The following is a 21,646-nucleotide window of genomic DNA, read 5'->3' as shown; positions in this document are numbered from 1 at the left end:
TCGGGACCGTGTGTAAGCGGAAGGGGCGCCTCACGATCGAGATCGTCGAGGCGCCCCTTCATGGTGAGGATCTTCTACTGCAGCTTGTAGGTGACCGAGCCCACCTCGCCGCCGAGCAGGCCATCCTTGGCCGAGAGCTTGACCGGAGTGGTCAGGTCGTCGAGCTCGTAGGCGATGGCGTTCTCGACGGTCCCGCCCTCCTTGATGTCCTGAAGCTGAGTATCGGTGTACTGGTCTCCCGGGGTCATGCCGAGATCGAGGGAGTTCACGGAGTTCGGGTCGTTGTCCTGGAACGCCTCGAAGTTCGACAGCCAGGCGATCGACGGGCTCGTCGACGCGCTGGTCAGGTTGGTCGTCTTGTAGACGATCGCGATGACCGGCTTGCTGCCGTACTCGTTACCGGCCTGACCGGGCTGGATGATCGAGTGGCTGACGATCTCGATCTTGACGGTCGACGTGGTGAGCACGCCGTCCTTGAAGCTGGCGCCCGTGATCGAGCTGCCATCGGCGGCGTCGGAGTCGTCTCCCGCCGCGGCGGCGGTCGTGCCCGCCTTCGGCACCGAGTCCTCCTTGACCGCCGAGACCGCAGCCGCGAAAGCAGCGGTGTAGACCACGATCATGATGATCGAGAGCACGAGGCCGACACCGGAGAGGATGACGCCCACGAGGGCGGCCTTGCGGGGGCGGAACTTGATGACGAGTCCGATGACACCCAGCACGACGCCGACGATGCCGGTCGCGACCGAGGCGTAGTTGAGGAACGGGATCGCGAAGCCGACGACCGTCACGATCCCGAGGATCAGTGCGGCGATGCCGAAGCCGTTTCCGGCCTTGGGCGCCTGCGGCGCGTACGACGGCTGCGCGGGTGCCGGCGCGGGGATGGTGTCAGACAAAATCAGCTCCTGGTCAAGATGTCGGGAAGCGAACTGCACATCACATGTCGTCGTCCGCCTTGAGAAAGCTATGTGAGTAGCGAATCTTCGTCATGGCCCACTACGAGGGTCATCGGCGCTCGTGAGCCAGCGGGAGCGGCGCGGCAATGCGTACCGTCGAGGAGTCCGACTCTCTCGCGGAAGGCGCATCCATGACCACCTCGCCCTTGCTCGAGTCACGGCTGCCGATCGTCACGGCGCCGATGGCGGGCGGAGCGACGACGGTCGCCCTGGCGATCGCGGCGGCCGAGGCGGGCGCATTCCCCTTCCTCGCGGCCGGCTACAAGAGCGTCGAGGCGATCTCCGCCGAGATCGAGCAGCTGCGGGCTGCAGGGCATCCCTTCGGCGTCAACCTGTTCGTCCCGTCGACCGACGAGGTGGATGCGGCGGCGTTCGCCGCCTACGCCGCCGAGCTCCAGACCGAGGCCGACGCCTACGGGCTGACTCTCGACCCGGTCCCCGTGGCAGATGACGACCGCTGGGCCGAGAAGGTCGCGCTGCTCGTCGCGCATCCGGTGCCGATCGTCTCGCTGACCTTCGGACTCCCCGCGCAGTCCGACATCGCAGCGCTGCAGGCCGCCGGGTCGCGCGTGCTCGCGACGGTGACGAACGTCGACGAGGCCCGCGCCGCTCACGACGCCGGCGTCGACGGGCTGATCGTGCAGGGCTCTGCCGCCGGCGGGCACAGCGCGATCTTCGACGCGACGCAGAACCCCGCTGACGGCGACACCGTCGCGCTGCTCCGCGCGATCCGGGCCGCCGTCGAGCTGCCGGTCATCGGCGCGGGCGGGGTCGACTCCCCCGAGGCCGTGCGCCGCATCCTCGCCGCCGGCGCCGAGGCGGTCGCCGTCGGCACGCTCCTGCTGCTGACGGATGAGGCGGGCACCTCCCCGACGCATCGCGCCGCCCTCGCCGACCCGGCCTTCACCGAGACGGTGATCACGCGCGCCTTCACCGGGCGCCCGGCGCGCGCCCTCCGCAGCGCGTTCATCGACCGCCACGACCCCACGGCGATCACCGCCTACCCGGCCGTGCACCACCTCACCCGGATGCTGCGTTCCACTGCCGGTGCAGCCGGCGACGCCGAACGGCTGCACCTCTGGGCGGGCACCGGCTGGCGCGCCGCGCGCCCCGGCCCGGTCGCGGACGTCATCCGCCGCCTCGCCGGCGAGGCCGGCGCGAACGAGCCGAGTCAGGCGGACGGCGGCGGTTCGTAAGCCAGTGCGGGAAGGCGGTCGAACCGCGCGCCCTCGGGCTTCGGCGACGACACCGTCCAGACGAGCATCGTGATCGCTCCGATGATCGGCACGAGCACGATGAAGAACCATCCCCCGGCCTTGTCGACGTCGTGCAGGCGCCGCCAGGTCACTGCGAGCCCGGGGATGAACGTCGCCAGCGCGAAGCCGCTGGCAAGCAGGTCGATGCCGTAGGCGACGAACGCGCCGGCGCTCTCGTGCGCCGCATCGGGCGGGGTCGGCAGACTCACGATGCCGAAGGTCGAGAGGACGCCGGCGTCGCGGTAGTCGCGGCGATCCCAGTCGCCGCTGATCACTCCGGCGAGAATGGTCAGCGCGAGGTGCACGACGATCGAGACGAGGGTCCACCACCAGTACTCGGCGCGCCCCGCCCGTCCGCTGAAGTCGGCGTATTTGCGGAAGAAGCGCCGGATCGCGGCGACCAGCGGCGCCCGATAGTACGGAAGCCAGAGCGGCGGCTCAGCGGCCACGTGCGAAGCGGGCCTGGAATCAGCTGCGGAGCTCACCGCGCCAGCTTAGATTCCGACGGATGCTCGCCGATCGATGCCGAGCCGACACGGAGGATGTGGAAGGAGTGGAGCCTAGGGGAATCGAACCCCTGACCTCCTGCTTGCAAAGCAGGCGCTCTACCAATTGAGCTAAGGCCCCGTGCGGTAGAGACACTACCGCCGGAAACACGAAAAGCCCCCCGAGAGGGACTTCGTGCGAGTGGGGCTACGAGGACTTGAACCTCGGACCTCTTCGTTATCAGCGAAGCGCTCTAACCGCCTGAGCTATAGCCCCGAGTGGCACCGGATCGCGGGATCCCCGCTCGGGCCGAATAGAACAGTACCCCACCCTCCCCCGTTCCGACGAATCGGCGGGAGCGGATGGGGCACTCGCGTGCGAGACGCGACGTCAGTTGTTGGTGAAGCCGACCAGCAGGCCGCCGGTGAAGCGCACGCTGAGGTTGTAGAGCAGCGCGCCGATGGCGCCGAGCGCGGTGCCGACGACCGTGTTGAGGATCGCGACGACGAGCGCGAAGAGCACGACCTGGCCGGCGCCGAAGGTGTCGGTGACGCTGAAGCTGTTGTCGCTGAGCACGTCGCGCATGAGGTCGTCGATCTTGTCGAAGACGTGCGTCGAGTTCAGCACGACCCAGATCAGGAACGCGGCGACGACGAGCACGATGCCGAGGCACAGCATCACGAGGAACGTCAGCTTCACGACCGACCAGAAGTCGACGTAGACCAGCTTCAGGCGAACCTGCTTGCTCGAACTCGAGCGAGGGGACTTTCGCTGAAGCTTCTCGGCGACACTCGTCATTCGGCGGGTCCGTCCTTCTCATCGTCGGCCGGGCTGGGGGTCGTCTCCGGCTCGTCGGTGTCCTGGGAGTCCAGGTTCCGTTCGCTGTTCTTGGCCACGGCGATGATCTTGTCGCTGGCCGCGAACTTGGCGAAAGTGACGCCCATCGAGTCGCGACCGGTCGCCCTGACCTCGGCCACGGCAGACCTTATCACCTTGCCGCTGGAGAGAATCGCGAGCACTTCGTCGTCCTCGCCGACGATCAGCGAGCCCGCGAGAGAGCCGCGATCGTCGTTGAGTTTGGCGACCTTGATGCCCAGTCCGCCGCGTCCCTGAACCCGGTACTGGTCGACCGCGGTGCGCTTCGCGAAGCCGCCCTCGGTGACCACGAAAACAAATCCGTCGTGCGGCGCGACCGCCGCCGAGAGCAGCTCGTCGCCCTCGCGGAAGTCCATGCCCTTCACGCCCGAGGTCGAGCGGCCCATGGGGCGCAGCGCCGAGTCGGTGGCGGTGAAGCGCAGCGACTGACCGTGGCGCGAGACGAGCAGGATGTCGTCGTCTTCATCCACCAGCATCGCCGACACGAGCTCGTCCTCGTCGCGCAGGTTGATCGCGATGATGCCGCCGGTGCGGTTCGTGTCGTACTCCGACAGCGCCGTCTTCTTGACGAGCCCGCGACGCGTGGCGAGGGTCAGGTACTGCGCGGCCTCGTAGTCGGGGATGTCGAGGATCTGCGCGATCTGCTCGTCCGGCTGCAGCGCGAGCAGGTTGGCGATGTGCTGGCCCTTGGCGTCGCGGCCGGCCTCCATCAGCTCGTAGCCCTTCGCCCGGTAGACCCGCCCGGTGTTCGTGAAGAACAGCAGCCAGTGGTGCGTCGTGGTGACGAAGAAGTGCTCGACGATGTCGTCGGCGCGCAGCTGGGCGCCCTTGACGCCGCGGCCGCCACGGTGCTGCGAGCGGTAGTTGTCGCTGCGGGTGCGCTTGACGTAGCCGCCGCGGGTGACGGTGACCACCATCTCCTCTTCGGGGATGAGGTCTTCGACGCTCATGTCGCCGTCGAAGCCGAGCAGGATCTCGGTGCGGCGGTCGTCGCCGTACTTGCGCACGATCTCGGTGAGCTCTTCGGAGATCACCTCGCGCTGACGCTCGGGCGAGGCGATGATCGCCTTGAACTCGAGGATCAGCGCCTCGAGCTTGTCGTGCTCGTCGTTGATCTTCTGGCGCTCGAGCGCGGCGAGGCGGCGCAGCTGCAGTTCGAGGATCGCGTTGGCCTGCAGCTCGTCGACCTCGAGCAGCGCCATGAGCCCCTGGCGGGCCTCGTCGACGGTGGGCGAGCGGCGGATGAGCGCGATGACCTCGTCGAGCGCGTCGAGCGCCTTGAGGTAGCCGCGAAGGATGTGAGCGCGCGCTTCGGCCTCGTTGAGGCGGAACTGCGTGCGGCGCACGATCACGTCGATCTGGTGGCCGATCCAGTGCGTGATGAACTGGTCGATCGACAGGGTGCGCGGCACGCCGTCGACGATCGCGAGCATGTTCGCGCCGAAGTTCTCCTGCAGCTGGGTGTGCTTGTACAGGTTGTTGAGCACGACACGGGCGACCGCATCCCGCTTGAGCACCAGCACGAGGCGCTGACCGGTGCGGCCCGAGGTCTCGTCGCGGATATCGGCGATGCCGGAGAGCTTGCCCTCCTTGACGAGGTCGGCGATCTTGACCGCGAGGTTGTCGGGGTTGACCTGGTACGGCAGCTCGGTGACGACGAGCGCGGTGCGACCCTGCAGCTCCTCGACGGTGACGACAGCGCGCATCGTGATCGAGCCGCGGCCGGTGCGGTAGGCGTCGTGAATGCCCTTGACGCCGAGGATCTGCGCGCCGGTCGGGAAGTCCGGTCCCTTGATGCGCTGGATCAGCGCCTCCTGCAGCTCCTCGCGCGTCGCATCCGGGTGCTCGAGCGCCCAGAGCGCGCCCTCGGAGACCTCGCGCAGATTGTGCGGGGGGATGTTCGTGGCCATGCCGACCGCGATGCCGACCGAGCCGTTGACGAGCAGGTTGGGGAACCGCGCCGGCAGCACGACGGGCTCCTGGGTGCGGCCGTCGTAGTTGGGCTCGAAGTCGACCGTGTCTTCCTCGATGTCGCGCACCATCTCCATGGCGAGCGGCGACATCTTGGTCTCGGTGTAACGGTGGGCGGCGGCGCCGTCGTTGCCGGGCGAGCCGAAGTTGCCCTGGCCGAGCGCGAGCGGGTAGCGCAGCGACCACGGCTGAACCAGGCGCACGAGCGCGTCGTACACCGACGAGTCGCCGTGCGGGTGGAACTGCCCCATGACGTCGCCGATGACGCGGGTGCACTTCGAGAAGGCGCGGTCGGGGCGGTATCCGCCGTCGAACATCGTGTAGATCACGCGGCGGTGCACGGGCTTGAGCCCGTCTTCGACGCGCGGCAGCGCGCGGCCGATGATCACGCTCATCGCGTAGTCGAGGTACGAGCGCTGCATCTCGACCTGCAGGTCGACCTGCTCGATCCGGTCGCCGCCGCCCTCGGTGGTGGTGGTCTCGTCAGTCATATGCGGTTATCCCTGGCGCTCTCGATCAGATGTCGAGGAAGCGCACGTCCTTGGCGTTCTGCTGGATGAAGGTGCGGCGGGCATCCACATCGTCGCCCATGAGGGTGGCGAAGATGCCGTCGGCGATCGCCGCGTCGTCGAGGGTGACCTGCTTGAGCGTGCGGGTCTCGGGGTTCATGGTCGTGTCCCACAGCTCCTGGTGGTTCATCTCGCCGAGACCCTTGTAGCGCTGCACGCCGTTCTCCTTGGGCAGGCGCTGGCCGGCGGCCGTGCCCTCCTTGATCACGGCGTCGCGCTCGCGATCGGAGTAGACGTAGTCGTCCTCGTGGTTCGACCACTTGATGCGGTAGAGCGGCGGCATCGCGAGGTAGACGTAGCCCATCTCGATCAGCGGGCGCATGTAGCGGAACAGCAGCGTCAGCAGCAGCGTCGTGATGTGCTGGCCGTCGACGTCGGCATCCGCCATGAGCACGATCTTGTGATAGCGGGCCTTCTCGCCGTTGAAGTCCTCGCCGATGCCGGTGCCGAAGGCCGTGATCATCGCCTGGATCTCGGCGTTCGACAGCGCGCGGTCGAGGCGGGCCTTCTCGACGTTGAGGATCTTGCCGCGCAACGGCAGGATCGCCTGCGTCTCGGGGTTGCGGCCGGTCTTGGCCGAACCGCCGGCCGAGTCGCCCTCGACGAGGAAGATCTCGCTGCGGGAGGGGTCCTTGCTCGAGCAGTCGCTGAGCTTGCCGGGCATGCCGCCGCCCTCGAGCAGTCCCTTGCGGCGGGTCTGCTCGCGCGCCTTGCGCGCGGCGAGGCGGGCGGTCGCGGCCTGGATGGACTTGCGGATCACGTCGCGCGCCTGGTTCGGGTTGCGCTCGAACCAGTCGGCGAGCTGGTCGCCGACCACGCGCTGCACGAACGACTTCGCCTCGGTGTTGCCGAGCTTCGTCTTCGTCTGGCCCTCGAACTGCGGCTCACTGAGCTTGATCGAGATGACGGCGGTGAGGCCCTCGCGCACGTCGTCGCCGGAGAGGTTCTCGTCCTTCTCGCGCAGCAGGTTCTTCTCGCGGGCGTAGCGGTTGACCAGCGTGGTCAGCGCCGCGCGGAAGCCCTCCTCGTGCGTGCCGCCCTCGTGCGTGTTGATGACGTTGGCGTAGGTGTGCACGCTCTCGCTGTACGCGGTCGTCCACTGCATCGCGATCTCGAGCGCCATGTTGCGCTCGGTGTCCTCCTGCTGGAAGGCGATGATCTCCGGGTGGATGACCTCCGACTTCTTCGCGGAGTTGAGGTACTCGACGTAGTCGACCAGGCCCTGCTCGTAGTGGAAGTCGTCGTGGCGGGCGATCAGCGCCGCATCCGCCTCGTCCTCTTCCTTGGCGCTCGGGTCGGGGATGCGCGACTCCTCGCGCTCGTCGGTGAGCGTGATGCGCAGGCCCTTGTTGAGGAAGGCCATCTGCTGGAAGCGGGTGCGCAGCGTCTCGTAGTCGAAGACGACGGTCTCGAAGATCTCGGCGTTCGGCCAGAAGGTGATCGTGGTGCCGGTGTCGCTCTCGGGGATGTCGGCGCCCTGGGCGAGCGGCGCATCCGGCACGCCGTTCTGGTAGCTCTGCGTCCAGGCGCTGCCCTGGCGGTGCACCTCGACGTTCAGTCGGGTCGAGAGCGCGTTGACGACCGAGCTGCCGACGCCGTGCAGACCGCCGGAGACGGCGTAGCCGCCGCCGCCGAACTTGCCGCCGGCGTGCAGGATCGTGAGCACGACTTCGACGGTCGACTTCTTCTCGACGGGGTGCTCGTCGACGGGGATGCCGCGGCCGTTGTCGACGACGCGCACGCCGCCGTCGGCGAGGATCGTGACGTTGATCGTGTCGCAGAACCCGGCGAGAGCCTCGTCGACGCTGTTGTCGACGATCTCCTGCACGAGGTGGTGCAGACCGCGCGGGCCGGTCGAGCCGATGTACATGCCGGGACGCTTGCGCACGGCCTCGAGACCCTCGAGGACCTGGATCGCGCTTGCGCCGTAGTTGTCGTCAGCCGACGCGGGGGCGCCCGCGTTCTGGTCAGAGGAGGTCATAAAGGAGTTTTCTCCTGGTGGCTGGAGGAGGATGCGCTCGTCGCGACGAGCGGATCCGAAGACCTCTCCAGTCTATCGCAGCGACCCCGTTTCGACCGGCGGAAACGGCCTTCTGAGCGCCTTTTCCGCGCCCAGATACCGGATTTGCCGTCTCAGCCGTAGGTATCGCGCGGACCGCGCCCTGGAACGGCTCTGGGGCCGTGTTTCCACGAGGGGGTGTCCGGTCCCAGAATCCGCACCTTGCCCACACCCGCGAGCGGATGCCGGTCCTCGATCGCCGCGACGATCGACGAGCGCATGAGTCCGAGCTGCTTCGCCCAGGCCGTCGAATCGCAGCGCACGGTGAGCGTGCCCTCCTCCACGCCGACCGGCTCGGAGTGCTGCGCGGTGTCGGCCCCGACGATGCCGGGCCAGTCGATCATGAGCTCGCTGCGGGCGAGCGGCGACTCCCAGCCGAGCTGCGTCGTGAGCCGATCGAGCACGGCGTCGATGCCGTGCGGCTCGCGGCCGGGGCCGAAGGGGACGGTCGTCTGATCCTCGGCGCGGCGTGCGCGGCGGCGCGCATCCCGGCCGGGGCGGCGCTCGCCCATCGCGGTCCTCACCCGCAGATAGACCTGCACGTGCTCGGGCTGCGCGGGATCGATCTCGACCTCGTCGCCGCCGTCGACCTCGGGATCAGAACCGACGTCGGCGCTGGCCTCGGCATCCGGGCCGCGCTCGCCATCGCCCGGGTCGCGCCCGTCACTCATCGACGACCTCGCCGGCGCGGATGCGCAGCACATTCTGCGCCAGGTCGACCGGCACATCCCCCTCGACCGCCGCGGTGATGATGACCTGCTCGAAGTCGCCGATCGCCGAGGCGAGGCGCGAACGCCGGGTCTCGTCGAGCTCGGCGAAGACGTCGTCGAGGATCACGACCGGATCACCCGTCGGCGACTCGACGCGCAGGATGCCGGCCGCGGCCAGCTTGAGCGAGAGCGCGAACGACCAGCTCTCGCCGTGACTCGCATATCCCCGCGCCGGCAGACCGTTGAGCTCGAGCACCAGATCGTCGCGATGCGGCCCGGCGAGCGTGACGCCGCGGTCGATCTCCTGACGGCGCAGGCGGGTCAGGCTCTCGCGGAACGCCTCGGCCGCGACCTCGATCGTGACCCGGCGGTGCTCGCTGTCGGCCGCGGAGGTCGGATCGTCCTCGTCGGGCGAGGCGCCGAAGACGCTCATCCGCATGCCGAGATCCGCCTGGTGCTCGTCGCCGGCGATGGCCCGGTACGCGTCGGCGACGAAGGGACGCAGCCGCTCGACCAGCTCGAGCCGGGCCACGATGAGCTCGGAGCCGAAGGCGACGAGGCGCTCATCCCAGACATCGAGGGTCGAGAGGTCGCCGCCGCGGGCCGCCGCCCGGGCCGTCTTGAGCAGCGTGTTGCGCTGCCGCAGCACCCGCTCGTAATCGCCGACGACGCCCGCGAGCCGCGGAGTGAGCTGGATGAGCAGCTGATCGAGCATCCGCCGCCGGCCCGAGGGCTCGCCGCGCACGAGCGCGAGATCCTCCGGGGCGAAGAGCACGGTGGCCACGTGCCGCGGCAGGTCGCGCGTCTTCGCCGGAGCCCGATTCACCTGCGCGCGGTTCGCGCCGGCCTTGTTGATCTGCAGCTCGACCAGCAGGCTGCGGTCGCCGTGCTGCAGCCGGGTGCGCACGATCGCCGACTCGCGTCCGCTGCGCACGAGCGCCGCATCCGTCGAGACGCGATGCGAGCCGAGGGTGGCGAGGTAGCCGATCGCCTCGACGAGGTTCGTCTTGCCCTGGCCATTGCGGCCGACGAGCAGATTCGGTCCCGGGTGCAGCTGCACCTCGGCCTCCGCGTAGTTGCGGAAGTCGGTGAGCTGCAGATGGGAGACGATCACGACGACCCCGCCGGGGCCGGGATCACGCCGAGCGCACCGCGTGCCCGCCGAACTGCTTGCGCAGCGCGGCGACGGCCTTCATCGAGGGCGAGTCCTCCTGGCGCGAGACGAAGCGCGCGAAGATCGACGCCGAGATCGCGGGCATCGGCACCGCGTGGTCGAGCGCCTCCTGCACGGTCCAGCGGCCCTCGCCCGAGTCTTCGACGAAGCCCTCGATGTCATCCAGACCCGGGTCCTCCTTGAGGGCCTTGACCAGGAGGTCGAGCAGCCAGCTGCGCACGACGGTGCCACGCTGCCAGGCCTCGAAGACGCCGGTGACGTCGTGAATGAGGTCGCTGCGGGCGGCGAGCAGCTCGTAGCCCTCGGCGAGGGCCTGCATCTGCGCGTACTCGATGCCGTTGTGCACCATCTTCGCGTAGTGGCCGGCGCCGATCGGGCCGGCGTGCACGAAGCCCTCCGCGCGCGGACCCTCCGGGCGCAGCGCGTCGAAGACCGGCGCGGCGAACTCGATGTCGGCCTTCTCGCCGCCGGCCATGAGTCCGTAGCCGTTGTCGAGACCCCAGATGCCGCCCGAGACGCCGCAGTCGGCGTAGCGCACGCCCTTCGCGGCGGCCTGCTCGGCGTGACGGGCGTCGTCGACGAAGCGCGAGTTGCCGCCGTCGATGAGCAGATCGCCCTCGTCCATGACCTCGAGCAGATCGGTGACGACCTTGTCGGTCACCGCACCCGAGGGAACCATGATCCAGATCAGACGCGGGGCGGGAACGGCGGCCATGAGTGCCGTCAGATCGGGCACATCCGTCACGGCCGGGTTCGGGTCGTAGCCGGTGACCTCCACGCCGCCGCGGCGCAGCCGCTCGCGCATATTGCCGCCCATCTTGCCGAGGCCGACCAGTCCGATGTGCATCATGCTCCTAGCTGGCGACGCCGGTCGCCGTCTCTCGAGTGGCTCGATGCTGATCGGGTCAGCAGGGGGTCGCTCCGGGTGGTGGTGGATGCCGGGCGAGCCCCGGCTCAGCGCAGCAGCAGGTTCGGCTGCAGCAGGTACTTGTAGTCGTCGCTGCCCGGCTGGTCCTTCGACGACTGGCTCGTGATGAGCACCGGGCCCGGCTTGTTCGGGTTCTCGGTCTTCGTGAACGAGACGCGCACGAACTCGGAGTGCACCGCGCTCAGCGCGTCGAGCAGGAACGACGGCTTGAGCGAGACGACCGTGTCCTCGCCGTGCAGGTGGGCGTCGATCGTCTCGGAGGCCTGGGCCTGCTCGGCGCCGGCGGCCTCGAGGGTGAGTCCGTCGATCGAGAAGCTGAAGCGCAGCGCGGCCTCGCGCTCGAGCACGAGCGCGACGCGACGCACCGCATCCACCAGCTCGGCGGTGTTGAGCACCGCGTAGTTGTCGACCGTGTCGGGGAAGAGCCGGCGCACGGGCGGGAAGTTGCCCTTGATGAGCAGCGAGGTCACGGTGCGCTTCTCGCTGCTGAAGGCGATGAGCTCGCGGTCGTCGCCGCGCACGATCGACACCGACACGGTGCCGGCATGACCGAAGGTCTTGCCGATCTCGCTCAGCGTGCGCGCGGGCACCAGGGCGGTTGTGCCCTCCGCCGAGTTCTGCCCGGAATCCCAGTCGATCGCGCGGATGGCGACGCGGTAGCGGTCGGTCGCGACGAGCGAGAGCGAGTTCTCGCCGACCTCGAGCTGCACGCCGGTGATGACCGGGGTGACGTCGTCGCGCGACGCGGCGACCGCGACCTGCGCGACGGCGGCGGCGAAGTCGTCGGCCGGCAGCACGCCGGTCTGCTCGCTGACCTGGGGCAGGGTCGGGTACTCCTCGACCGGCATGCTCAGCAGCGTGAAGCGGGCCGAGCCGCAGCTCACCGCGATCTTGTTGTCGATCTTCTCGAAGACCACGGGGGCGTTCGGCAGACGGCTCGCGATGTCGGCGAGCAGGCGACCGGAGACGAGCGCGGTGCCGGCCTCATCCACCTCGGAGGGGATCTCGGTCTGCGACGACACCTCGTAGTCGAACGACGAGAGGGTGAGCGACCCGTCTTCGGCGCTGAGCAGCACTCCGCTGAGGATCGGCTGCGTCGTGCGCTGCGGGAGCAGCTTCACCGCGAACGAGACCGCCTCGGCGAAGACGTCGCGGTTGACCTGGAACTTCACGAGAGGCACTCCCTGTCCCCGGATGACGGTGATCGAACGATGTTTGCAGAGCGATCCTGTCACACGGGGAGGCCTGCTCGGCTTGTGAACAGCGAGCTGAGGCGCTCAGCGCCGGCCCGAGTCGATCCGATCGGGTCGAGGTTGTGGATTCGCGAATCGGATATCTGTCTCTGTCATCTTCTTAACAGCTGTGGAGAATGTGGATAACTCGGTGGATAGCCGCGTTAAGCAGGGAACTACAACCGTGGAAGTTGTGAGCGGACTGTCGAGAGCCGAGCCCTCGGATGTGGACGGGGATTCGTGTCGTTCCGCACTCTCCACAGGATCCCGCTTAACGCTCACATCCTGAGCGGCGGTTCTCCACAGTTATCCACAGGTCTTCCACACTGTGAGCGTTAACCCCGTCTTCGGGGGGTGGAAACCTGTCGCCCGGGCGCGTCGGGGGGATCAGATCTTGTAGCGCTGCTCCTGCTTGATGCGGTTCGTCAGCTCGGTGACCTGGTTGTAGATCGAGCGACGCTCCTTCATGAGCTCGCTGATCTTCTTGTTCGCGTACATCACCGTCGTGTGATCGCGGTTGCCGAACAGCTGCCCGATCTTCGGCAGCGACAGGCTCGTCAGCTCGCGGCACAGGTACATCGCGATCTGCCGCGCCGTCGCGATCGCCTGCGAACGGCTCGAGCCGTAGAGGTCATCCACCGTCAGCTTGAAGTAGTCGGCGGTGTTGTTGATGATGTCGACCGGCGAGATGACGTTGTCCTCGTCGAGCGTGATCAGATCCTTCAGAACCGTCTGCACGAGCTGCAGATCGATCGGCGTCTTGTTGAGCGAGGCGAAGGCGGTGACGCGGATGAGGGTGCCCTCGAGCTCGCGGATGTTCGACGACACCTTCGTCGCCATGTACTCGAGGATCTCGTCGGGCACCTGCAGCCGCTCGCTCTGCGCCTTCTTGCGCAGGATCGCGATGCGGGTCTCGCGGTCGGGCACCTGCACGTCGGTGATGAGGCCCCACTCGAAGCGCGAGCGCATCCGATCCTCGAAGCCCGTCAGATGCTTCGGCGCGAGATCGCTCGTGATCACGACCTGCTTGGAGTGATCGTGCAGCGTGTTGAACGTGTGGAAGAACGCCTCCTGCGTCTCCACCGCGCGCTGCAGGAACTGGATGTCGTCGATCAGCAGGATGTCGATGTCGCGGTAGCGCGACTGGAACTGCGACGAGCGGTTGTTCGCGATCGAGTTGATGAAGTCGTTCGTGAACTCCTCCGAGCTCACATAGCGCACCCGGATGCCGGGGTAGAGGTTCTCGGCGTAGTGGCCGATCGCGTGCAGCAGATGCGTCTTTCCCAGACCCGAGTCGCCGTAGATGAACAGCGGGTTGTAGGCCTTCGCCGGCGCCTCGGCCACGGCGACCGCGGCGGCGTGCGCGAAGCGGTTCGACCCGCCGATGACGAAGTTGTCGAAGTTGTACTTGGCGTTGAGCCGGCTGTCGGAGCGACGACTGGTCTCGACGACGGGAGCCTCGGCCGCCGAGTGGCGGGGTTCGCGATCACGATCGGCGACAGCGGGCGTCACCGGTTTGAGCACCTCGGTGTGGATCTCGGGATTGACCACGATCGCGAAGTTCGTGACCTCGTCGGCGTCATCGACCTCCACGCTCGAGAGGGCCTCCAGCAGCGGAACGCGGATGCGCTGCTCGAGCATCGAGCGCGTCAGGTCGTTCGGCACCTCGAGGTAGATGGTGCCGGCGAGCACGCCCTTCGGCTCCACCAGATTGAGGAAGCCGTGCAGCTGCGGGGTGATCCGGTGATCCTCCTCCAGGTGCTCTCGCACTGCGCGCCAGAGCTGGAGGGTGGGATCGATGTCGGACATGGTGCCTTTCGCGCTGTGGACCTGAGAACTCCGCCCGCGACGCGTCGGGCGCGCAGGGTTATCCACAGGATTATCCACGGTTGTGGGTTGCTGTGGAAACGCGAGACGGTCGCGACCGGGGGTCGCGCGACTTCGGATCACCCTAGGTCGATGCGGCGCGTCGCTGCCAGTGCTGGGCGCAGATCGGGTAGAGGATGCAGGGTTGACCCGGAGCCCTTTTGACCGAAGCGGCTCGGCGGGCTAGATTAACCCGGTTGACTTCGGACTCGCGTGTACGCGGGCCCGTTCCCATTTCTTCCCGGTCGTTCCGCGTCGCCGGGCAACGGAGATACGACTATGAGCAAGCGAACCTTCCAGCCGAACAACCGCCGCCGCGCCAAGGTGCACGGCTTCCGTCTGCGCATGCGCACCCGCGCCGGCCGCGCGATCCTGGCGAACCGCCGTCGCAAGGGCCGTACCGAGCTCAGCGCGTAAGACCTCACCGGTCGACTCCGTGCTCGCCCGGGCCAACCGCGTCATCACCGCCGACGAATTCCGTCGAGCCGTGCGTCGCGGTCGCCGGATGTCTACGCCGATCGCGGTGTACCACCGCATCGAGCTCGGAGACGACCATCCAGCTCGCTTCGGGTTCATCATCACCCGAGCCGTCGGAACCGCCGTGCACCGCAACAAGCTGCGCCGGCGGTTTCGTGCGATCGGGCGAGAACTGGTGGATGAGGGCGCCCGAGGCGGCGACGTCGTAGTGCGTGCGCTCCCCGGCAGCGCCGAGCAGGACTGGACCACGATCCGCGACGACATGCGCGGCGCCCTGGTCGGGAAGCTGATCCGCTCATGACTGGCGAGGTCTCACCTGCCCGCAGCGTGCTGACGACGGCGATGCTGGTGCCGCGGAATGTCTGCGTCGTGATCCTCCGCATCTACCGCGCGGTCATCTCCCCGCTCTACGGTCAGGTCTGCCGGTACTACCCCAGCTGCTCGGCCTACGCTCTCGAAGCGATCCAGCGTCACGGCGTCATCCGCGGCGTCTGGCTCGGCTCGAAGCGCATCGCCCGCTGCCACCCGTGGGCCGCCGGCGGCGTCGATGACGTTCCCGGCCACTTCGCACCACCCCGCTACCGCATCACCCGCTTCGGATTCGTCGTCGCGGGAACAGGAAAGGCCTGACCCTCCCCTATGGATATCGGCTCCTTCTTCCAGACGCTGCTGACACCCATCAAATGGGTGATCGAGGCGCTCCTGGTCGGATTCCACTGGCTTCTCACGACCCTCGGCATGAACCCCGCCGCGGGTCTCACCTGGGTTCTCTCGATCGTCGGCCTCGTGCTCGTCGTGCGCGCCCTGCTCATCCCGATCTTCGTGCGCCAGATCAAGAGCCAGCGCAAGATGCTCGAGGTCGCGCCGCAGCTCAAGAAGATCCAGGACAAGTACAAGGGCAAGAAGGACCAGTTCTCGCGCGAGGCCATGCAGCGCGAGACCATGGAGCTGTACCGCAAGGCGGGCACGTCGCCGTTCTCGTCCTGCCTGCCGCTGCTGATCCAGATGCCGATCTTCTTCAGCCTGTTCTCGGTGCTCAACGAGGCCCGCAACGACAAGGCGGGTGTCGGCCTCCTCACCCGCGAGCTCTCCGACCAGTTCTACAACGCCGAGCTCTTCCCCGGAGCGGGGCTGAAGTTCAGCATCCAGTCGGCTCTCGAGCACAACCCCGTGCTGTGGCCCGTCGTCATCCTCGCCGGCCTCATGGTCATCGCGATGACCGCCTCGCAGTTCGTCACTCAGCTTCAGATCATGGCGAAGAACCAGTCGCCGGAGATGAAGGAGAGCCCGATGTTCCGGCAGCAGCGCATCCTGCTGTACATCCTGCCGCTGGTCTTCGCGTTCTCGGGCTTCGCCTTCCCCATCGGCGTCATGTTCTACTGGCTGACCTCGAACGTCTGGACGATGATCCAGCAGTTCCTGGTGATCCGGAATATGCCGACCCCGGGCAGCGAGGCGGCGCTTGCTCGCGAGGCGCGCCTCGCGAAGCGCGCCCGTCGCAAGATGGGTGAGGATGCGGCGGCGCTCGAGGCGGCGGAGGCGGCCGAGCTGGAGACCAAGAAGGCGACGACTCAGCGGCAGCAGCCGGTGGGCAAGTCGCGCGCCAAGAAGAGCGGTGGGAACAAGCGATGACCGACGAGAACACGACCGTGCAGGACGAGACGACGACGGCCGAGGCGCCGGAATCGGCGACCGACACCGAGCAGCAGCTGGTCGAGGAGGGCGACATCGCCGCCGACTACATCGAGGAGCTGCTCGACATCGCCGATCTCGACGGTGACCTCGACATCGACGTGCGCGCCGGTCGTGCCTATCTCTCGGTCAGCTCGGACGAGGCCGACGCGCTCCAGACGCTGTCCAAGCCCGACACCGTCTCGGCGCTGCAGGAGCTCACGCGCCTCGCGGTGCAGAGCAAGACCGGTCGCTTCTCACGTCTGATCCTCGATGTGGGCGGTTCGCGCGACGCCCGCGCCGACGAGCTGAGCGCGCTGGTGGATGCCGCGGTCGCGCGCATCGAGGCCGGCGCCGCGTCGGCGTCGCTGCCGCCGATGTCGAGCTACGAGCGGAAGCTCGTTCATGACCTGGTCGGTGAGCGGGGATACACCTCGGAGTCCGAGGGCGAAGGCCGCGATCGTCACACGGTGGTGCGCAAGGCCTGAACACTCCCCCGTTGCGGCGGGATCGACTCGAGCGGGGCGATGTTTCACGTGAAACGTCGCCCCGCTTTCGTCGGTCGGCTGGTTCTGGGAACGCGCGCCGATTGACGACGTCGGTCACTCGTGATCGGTCGCCGATCTCTGTGTCGATCGCGAGGTGATGCTCGCGTCGGCAGGGATCTCTTCGCCCGGTGCAGTGGGAACCCGGAGCTCGGCATCTTCGAGAAGCTCGCGACGTGCTGCCTCTGCGCCGGAGACGGTCAGTGTCCAGTGCGGACGGATGAATTCGGCGCGGGATACCCGGAGATCGATCTGCGTCTCTGGCACCCCGGGCCGCGACTCGGTCGGCTGACGTCCGACTTCCCGGTATCCGAGGCGCGCTGAGACTGCGAGTGACGCGGCGTTCCAGTCGAGAGCGTTGGTCTCGGCGTACTGAGCGCCGAGCTCATCGAACGCGAAGAGCAGCACGGCGGCGCGCATCTCGCGCCCGAAGCCCCTCCCCTGATGTGCTGCGCTCAACCAGGATCCGCTCGTGATCGCGCGGCGGTCGAGGAACTGGTCGGCCGTGACCTCCTGGATGCCGATGGGCCGCCCATCCAACAGTACGGTGAATCCGATTGCCCACAGCTGCGGCGTCGACTTCGCCCGCCGGCTCCAATGGTAGGTCGCGAGGTCATGGGCGAGTCGGGCTGGCGGCGCATCGGTCCACGGCACTCCGAATGGCATCCGTTCGGGAGGGTGGATGCCGGCGAGCGCGGCGTCGACGAGCGCGGGCATGTGCTCGTCACGGATGGGGGTGAGTTCGAGTCGGGGCGTCCGAAGTCGGAGTGTGAACAGCGGCCAGACGGACTCGAGCGTCGACGGCGTCGTCATGCGTCCACGCTAGATGGCGCGTCGTTGAAGATCACGCTCGTGACGTCGCGTTCGGTCGGGCAAGTCATGTGCGGCTTGTCGCCGCGGTGTGATGGCGGCGTCCGAGTTGCCGTGTTGGTGGCTCCCCACCGGATTGCGGCGGCAGGATCCGGTGGCGGTGTCCGTACCGAGATCAGCTCGACGCGTGATCGCCGCGGTGTGTGGGTCCTCGTCTTCGATAGTTCGCCGGGTCGAAGGGGCTGCGTGCGGGCGTGACTGCGATTGCGGGACGTTCGCTTGCGCGCTCTCTCGTACGGTGTAATGAGCTCCGACTTTCCGTTGGTGCTCGGATCAACGCGGAGGCGCGCCGAGGTCGGGGGTTCGGCCTCTGTAGACCCGGTTGCCGGGATGGGAGTCCTGATCGTGCGACCGGACTCTGAGTCAGACCGGCGATGACGCAGATTCGCGGCCTCAGCGGCGGTGTCAGATCTCCTCGTGAAGCGCTCGGTTGCAGCTGGCCTGACCTGTCGTATTGGTGGGGAGTCGCAGCGGGAGGAGCTACACAGACGAAGCGGGCGTCGCGCGTGGTTGTCGATCCGTCCCGTCTCGGGTCGGCGGCGCGAGGGGCTCCTGCGACTGCTGACACCTGCTTCGGTGAGTGCGGCGACGGCGATGCGGGGTTGTCGGTCACGTCGCCGCGAGGTGCGGTGCAGCTCTGTGACGGCGGTCACTGTTCAGCGACGCCGTCGAGCGCTGAGCGGATCGACCCCGTGCGGTGTCGTGCGCTTATCAACCTCGGTAGCGCGCGGCGCAATGGTTCTGTGCCACGGAGAGCGAAAGCTCGGCGGTAGATGTTTCACGTGAAACATCCGAACCGCCAGGCCGGGTCGGTGCAGCATCGGGTACTGAGTATCGACGGATGTCGTGGCCCGGTCGAAACAGAGAGCTCGGTGCTCTGGTCGCGTCGTCGGCCGATCTCCTTCGATCAACGGGTGGCTTCGAGTGCGGCCGCGTCGGCTCCCCCAGTGCCGTGCACCGTCACCCGCGGCACGCTGGATTCGGGAGCGAGGCGGCGCGCCGCAGTTGTTGAGCGCGTTCGGACTGCCGCCGCGAGCTGGAGGCGGATGGTACCCACGGCATCTGCGAGAAGGCCCATCCCCCGTCATTTCGGTCCAGCGCTCTGACGGCGCGCGGAACCCACGCGGATCTCGGTACCGCTGATGTTTCACGTGAAACATCCAGTGCGCGGAGCCATCGTCGGAGGACAGTGACCCGCGCTCGGTCGGCCGATGATCCCGGTACCCTCGATATGCGACCGGAATTGTAGGGATCTCCCCCGACGTGACCTGCCGCCTGACCCCGTCGGAGCACCCCGTGCTCCCGTCGCAGAACCTCGAGAGATCATGACCCAGCCCTCCCCCGCCGGCGGCGAGACCGCACCCGTTCCCGAGGCCGAGCCGGAGTCGGCGGCGCGTCTGTTCGGCGACCGGATCGATGTCGCACGATCCTTCACTGCCGAGCTCGTCGCCCGTGGTGAGGAGCTCGGATTGATCGGGCCCATCGAGCTCCCGCGCATCTGGACGCGGCACATCCTGAACTCGGTCGTGGTCGCTCCCCTGCTGCGCGAGGGCGCGAGAGTCGGAGACATCGGGAGCGGCGCCGGACTTCCCGGCCTCGTGCTCGCGATCGCGCGTCCCGACGTCACGATGGTCTTGATCGAGCCGATGGAACGCCGCGTGGACTGGCTCCGATCCGAGAGCGAGCGCCTCGGACTCGAGAACGTCGAGGTCGTCCGCGCCCGCGCCGAGGAGGTCGGTCGCGATCTCGATCTCGCGCAGGTGACCGCGCGCGCCGTCAGTGCGCTGTCGAAGCTCATCCCGATCACCCGCCCGCTGCTCGATGTCGGCGGGCAGCTGGTCTTCCTCAAGGGCGCGCGCGTTCACGACGAGATCGAGGCGGCCCAGAAGCAGATCCGCAAGGCGCGTCTCGACGAGATCGAGGTGCTCGAACTCGGGGATGGGGATGTAGCCGAGGTCACGCGCGTCTTTCGAGCTACAGTGGTCTAAGCCGGCGTCAGGGCGCATCCGCACCCTCGCCGGTCTCGTGTTTCACGTGAAACATCGCATCCCACCACTGCTTTCAGGAGGACGAGCGCGCCGGTGAACTCTCCCAACGCCAGCTCCCCCGCCCCCGGCGGATACGACGCATCCACTCCCCTCGCCCGCGAGATCGCCGACCTCACTCGGCGTCGAATCGCCCTCGCCGAGCAGGTGCTGCCGAAGCCGTCGCGTCCGCGCATCCTGACGGTCGCGAACCAGAAGGGCGGCGTCGGCAAGACCACGACGACCGTGAATCTCGCCGCCGCGCTCGCGCGCGCCGGGATGCGGGTGCTCGTGATCGATCTCGATCCGCAGGGCAACGCCTCCACGGCGCTCGGGGTCGAGCATCGCGCCGACACCCCGAGCGTGTACGACGTGCTCATCAACGAGGCGCCGATCGACGATGTCGTGCAGCCCAGCCCCGAGTCGCCGAATCTGCTCTGCGTTCCCGCGACCATCCACCTCGCCGGCGCCGAGATCGAGCTGGTCTCACTCGTCGCTCGCGAGCAGCGCCTTCGCGGCGCCATCCACGACTACTTCGAAGAAGTCGACCAGCCGATCGACTTCGTCTTCATCGACTGCCCGCCGTCGCTCGGACTGCTGACGATCAACGCCTTCGTCGCTGCCCGCGAGGTGCTCATCCCGATCCAGTGCGAGTACTACGCGCTCGAGGGACTGAGCCAGCTGCTCGACAACATCAAGCTCGTCGGCCGCCACCTGAATCCCGAGCTCGTCGTCTCGACGATCCTGCTGACCATGTACGACTCGCGCACGAATCTGGCGAACCAGGTCGTCGAGGATGTGCGCACGCACTTCCCCGAGCAGGTGCTCGACTCGCTCATCCCCCGCTCGGTGCGCATCTCCGAGGCCCCGAGCTACGGACAGACCGTCGTGGGCTACGACCTGAACTCCGCCGGCTCGCTCTCCTATCGCGAAGCTGCCGGCGAGATCGCTCTGCGAGGCGAACCGCGACGAGGGGACAGCTGATGGCGACCAAGAGAACCGGTCTGGGACGCGGAATCGGTGCGCTCATCCCCACCAGCGGCTCTGAGAGCCGCCCCGTCGACGTCTTCTTTCCCGCTCCGGCCGTTCCGAAGCAGGAGGATGGCGCTCTGGTGGCCGTTCCGGGTGCTCGACTGGCGTCTCTCTCGCCCGATGACATCGTTCCCAACGCGGTTCAACCCCGCACCGAGTTCCGCGAAGAGGAGCTCAACGAGCTCATCACCTCCGTTCGCGAGTTCGGCGTGCTGCAGCCGATCGTCGTGCGGCCGCGCGCGAACGCCGCCGAGGGCGAGCCGCAGTACGAGCTCATCATGGGCGAGCGCCGCCTGCGGGCGACGAAGGCCTCCGGCCGCGACCGCATCCCGGCGATCATCCGCGACACCGCGGACGAGGACATGCTGCGGGATGCGCTGCTCGAGAACCTGCACCGCGCGCAACTGAATCCGCTCGAAGAGGCCTCGGCCTACCAGCAGCTGCTCGAGGACTTCGGGATCACCCAAGAGCAGCTCGCCGAGCGGATCGGGCGCTCGCGTCCCCAGATCAGCAACACGCTCCGCCTGCTGCGACTCCCGGAGAGCGTGCAGACGCGGGTCGCGGCCGGAGTGCTCAGTGCCGGCCACGCGCGTGCCATCCTCAGTGCCGGCGAGCCGGACGCGATGCAGAAGCTGGCCGACAAGATCGTCGACCAGGAGCTGTCGGTGCGTGCCGCCGAAGCGCTGGCCGGCGAGACCTCGCCGAAGAAGACCCGCGCCGCTCGCCCGAACGCCGGGCGTCACCAGGGCGGTCTGGATGAGATCGCGGAGGCGTTCGGCGACCGCCTCGACACGCGCGTGAAGATCAGCCTGGGTCGCAGCAAGGGTCAGATCGTGATCGACTTCGCGACCGTCGGCGACCTCAACCGCATCCTCGCCGAGCTCGGCCAGGACGGATTCCGCTAGCGGAATAAGCCCAGTTCAGACCCGCCTTTCTCAGCCTTGGAC

Annotated in this window: 20 protein-coding genes and 2 tRNA genes; 9 read left to right on the top strand and 13 right to left on the bottom strand. The window is 67.8% G+C overall.

Going from position 1 to position 21,646, the window contains the following annotated elements:
- Positions 1–74: 74 nt before the first annotated feature.
- Positions 75–893, bottom strand: a complete 819-nt coding sequence (locus FJ657_RS04010) for a DUF5067 domain-containing protein (protein ID WP_219995856.1) — start codon at positions 891–893, stop codon at positions 75–77.
- 191 nt (positions 894–1,084) lie between these two features.
- On the opposite strand from FJ657_RS04010, the gene FJ657_RS04005 reads away from it, so the two are divergent.
- A complete protein-coding gene (locus FJ657_RS04005) occupies positions 1,085–2,149 on the top strand; it encodes an NAD(P)H-dependent flavin oxidoreductase (protein ID WP_141162346.1) in 1,065 nt (354 codons plus the stop codon).
- On the opposite strand, the gene FJ657_RS04000 is transcribed toward FJ657_RS04005, so the two are convergent.
- The 11 genes from FJ657_RS04000 to dnaA form a co-directional block, all read right to left on the bottom strand.
- On the bottom strand, positions 2,125–2,658 hold the full coding sequence (locus tag FJ657_RS04000; protein WP_255447126.1) for a DUF805 domain-containing protein: 534 nt from the start codon (positions 2,656–2,658) through the stop codon (positions 2,125–2,127). The genes FJ657_RS04005 and FJ657_RS04000 overlap by 25 nt on opposite strands.
- Positions 2,659–2,763: 105 nt before the next feature.
- A tRNA-Ala gene (locus FJ657_RS03995) sits at positions 2,764–2,836 on the bottom strand.
- A gap of 61 nt (positions 2,837–2,897) precedes the next feature.
- Positions 2,898–2,971, bottom strand: a tRNA-Ile gene (locus FJ657_RS03990).
- A gap of 114 nt (positions 2,972–3,085) precedes the next feature.
- Entirely contained in the window at positions 3,086–3,493 is a 408-nt protein-coding gene (locus FJ657_RS03985) for a DUF3566 domain-containing protein (RefSeq protein ID WP_141162344.1), read from the bottom strand.
- Positions 3,490–6,033 carry a DNA gyrase subunit A gene (gene gyrA / locus FJ657_RS03980; protein WP_141162343.1) on the bottom strand — a complete coding sequence of 848 codons (2,544 nt, stop codon included), beginning with the start codon at positions 6,031–6,033 and terminating at the stop codon, positions 3,490–3,492. Before gyrA ends, FJ657_RS03985 begins: the two co-directional genes overlap by 4 nt.
- A 25-nt stretch (positions 6,034–6,058) precedes the next feature.
- A complete protein-coding gene (gene gyrB / locus FJ657_RS03975; RefSeq protein ID WP_141162342.1) occupies positions 6,059–8,092 on the bottom strand; it encodes a DNA topoisomerase (ATP-hydrolyzing) subunit B in 2,034 nt (677 codons plus the stop codon).
- A gap of 152 nt (positions 8,093–8,244) precedes the next feature.
- Entirely contained in the window at positions 8,245–8,682 is a 438-nt protein-coding gene (locus FJ657_RS03970; RefSeq protein WP_439653931.1) for a DciA family protein, read from the bottom strand.
- Between the two features lie 151 nt (positions 8,683–8,833).
- Positions 8,834–9,994: a DNA replication/repair protein RecF gene (recF, locus tag FJ657_RS03965; protein ID WP_141162340.1), complete on the bottom strand. Its 1,161-nt coding sequence runs from the start codon at positions 9,992–9,994 to the stop codon at positions 8,834–8,836.
- Positions 9,995–10,016: 22 nt separating this feature from the next.
- A complete protein-coding gene (gene gnd, locus FJ657_RS03960; protein WP_141162339.1) occupies positions 10,017–10,901 on the bottom strand; it encodes a phosphogluconate dehydrogenase (NAD(+)-dependent, decarboxylating) in 885 nt (294 codons plus the stop codon).
- Between the two features lie 107 nt (positions 10,902–11,008).
- Positions 11,009–12,154 (bottom strand): DNA polymerase III subunit beta, encoded by a 1,146-nt coding sequence (dnaN, locus tag FJ657_RS03955; RefSeq protein ID WP_141162338.1) that lies wholly within the window; start codon positions 12,152–12,154, stop codon positions 11,009–11,011.
- A 447-nt stretch (positions 12,155–12,601) separates the two neighbouring features.
- Positions 12,602–14,023, bottom strand: coding sequence for a chromosomal replication initiator protein DnaA (gene dnaA, locus FJ657_RS03950; RefSeq protein WP_141162337.1), 1,422 nt, complete (start codon positions 14,021–14,023; stop codon positions 12,602–12,604).
- A 336-nt stretch (positions 14,024–14,359) separates the two neighbouring features.
- Here dnaA and rpmH point away from each other — a divergent pair, with 336 nt between their 5' ends.
- Genes rpmH through FJ657_RS03925 form a run of 5 tightly spaced genes read left to right on the top strand, consistent with a single transcriptional unit; the run spans position 14,360 to position 16,716 of the window.
- Positions 14,360–14,497: a 50S ribosomal protein L34 gene (rpmH, locus tag FJ657_RS03945; protein WP_026940492.1), complete on the top strand. Its 138-nt coding sequence runs from the start codon at positions 14,360–14,362 to the stop codon at positions 14,495–14,497.
- A 19-nt stretch (positions 14,498–14,516) separates the two neighbouring features.
- Positions 14,517–14,858, top strand: a complete 342-nt coding sequence (locus tag FJ657_RS03940; RefSeq protein ID WP_141162336.1) for a ribonuclease P protein component — start codon at positions 14,517–14,519, stop codon at positions 14,856–14,858.
- Positions 14,855–15,187, top strand: a complete 333-nt coding sequence (yidD, locus tag FJ657_RS03935) for a membrane protein insertion efficiency factor YidD (protein WP_141162335.1) — start codon at positions 14,855–14,857, stop codon at positions 15,185–15,187. The genes FJ657_RS03940 and yidD overlap by 4 nt, the downstream gene beginning before the upstream one ends.
- Before the next feature lie 9 nt (positions 15,188–15,196).
- Positions 15,197–16,189, top strand: coding sequence for a membrane protein insertase YidC (gene yidC / locus FJ657_RS03930; protein WP_141162334.1), 993 nt, complete (start codon positions 15,197–15,199; stop codon positions 16,187–16,189).
- Positions 16,186–16,716, top strand: coding sequence for a Jag family protein (locus FJ657_RS03925; protein ID WP_141162333.1), 531 nt, complete (start codon positions 16,186–16,188; stop codon positions 16,714–16,716). The genes yidC and FJ657_RS03925 overlap by 4 nt, the downstream gene beginning before the upstream one ends.
- Positions 16,717–16,830: 114 nt before the next feature.
- On the opposite strand, the gene FJ657_RS03920 is transcribed toward FJ657_RS03925, so the two are convergent.
- Positions 16,831–17,586, bottom strand: coding sequence for a GNAT family N-acetyltransferase (locus FJ657_RS03920; protein ID WP_141162332.1), 756 nt, complete (start codon positions 17,584–17,586; stop codon positions 16,831–16,833).
- A 1,382-nt stretch (positions 17,587–18,968) separates the two neighbouring features.
- On the opposite strand from FJ657_RS03920, the gene rsmG reads away from it, so the two are divergent.
- From rsmG to FJ657_RS03905, 3 genes are all read left to right on the top strand, one after another.
- Positions 18,969–19,631 carry a 16S rRNA (guanine(527)-N(7))-methyltransferase RsmG gene (gene rsmG / locus FJ657_RS03915; protein ID WP_141162331.1) on the top strand — a complete coding sequence of 221 codons (663 nt, stop codon included), beginning with the start codon at positions 18,969–18,971 and terminating at the stop codon, positions 19,629–19,631.
- A gap of 93 nt (positions 19,632–19,724) precedes the next feature.
- Positions 19,725–20,651 carry a ParA family protein gene (locus tag FJ657_RS03910; protein ID WP_141162330.1) on the top strand — a complete coding sequence of 309 codons (927 nt, stop codon included), beginning with the start codon at positions 19,725–19,727 and terminating at the stop codon, positions 20,649–20,651.
- Complete coding sequence (locus tag FJ657_RS03905; protein WP_141162329.1) at positions 20,651–21,604, top strand: ParB/RepB/Spo0J family partition protein; 954 nt, start codon at positions 20,651–20,653, stop codon at positions 21,602–21,604. Before FJ657_RS03910 ends, FJ657_RS03905 begins: the two co-directional genes overlap by 1 nt.
- Positions 21,605–21,646: the final 42 nt, after the last annotated feature.

This window comes from Schumannella soli (assembly GCF_006517435.1).
Taxonomy (GTDB): Bacteria; Actinomycetota; Actinomycetes; order Actinomycetales; family Microbacteriaceae; genus Schumannella; species Schumannella soli.
The sequence above is the reverse complement of the archived record's forward strand: the minus strand, read 5'-3'. Positions and strand labels throughout refer to the sequence as shown.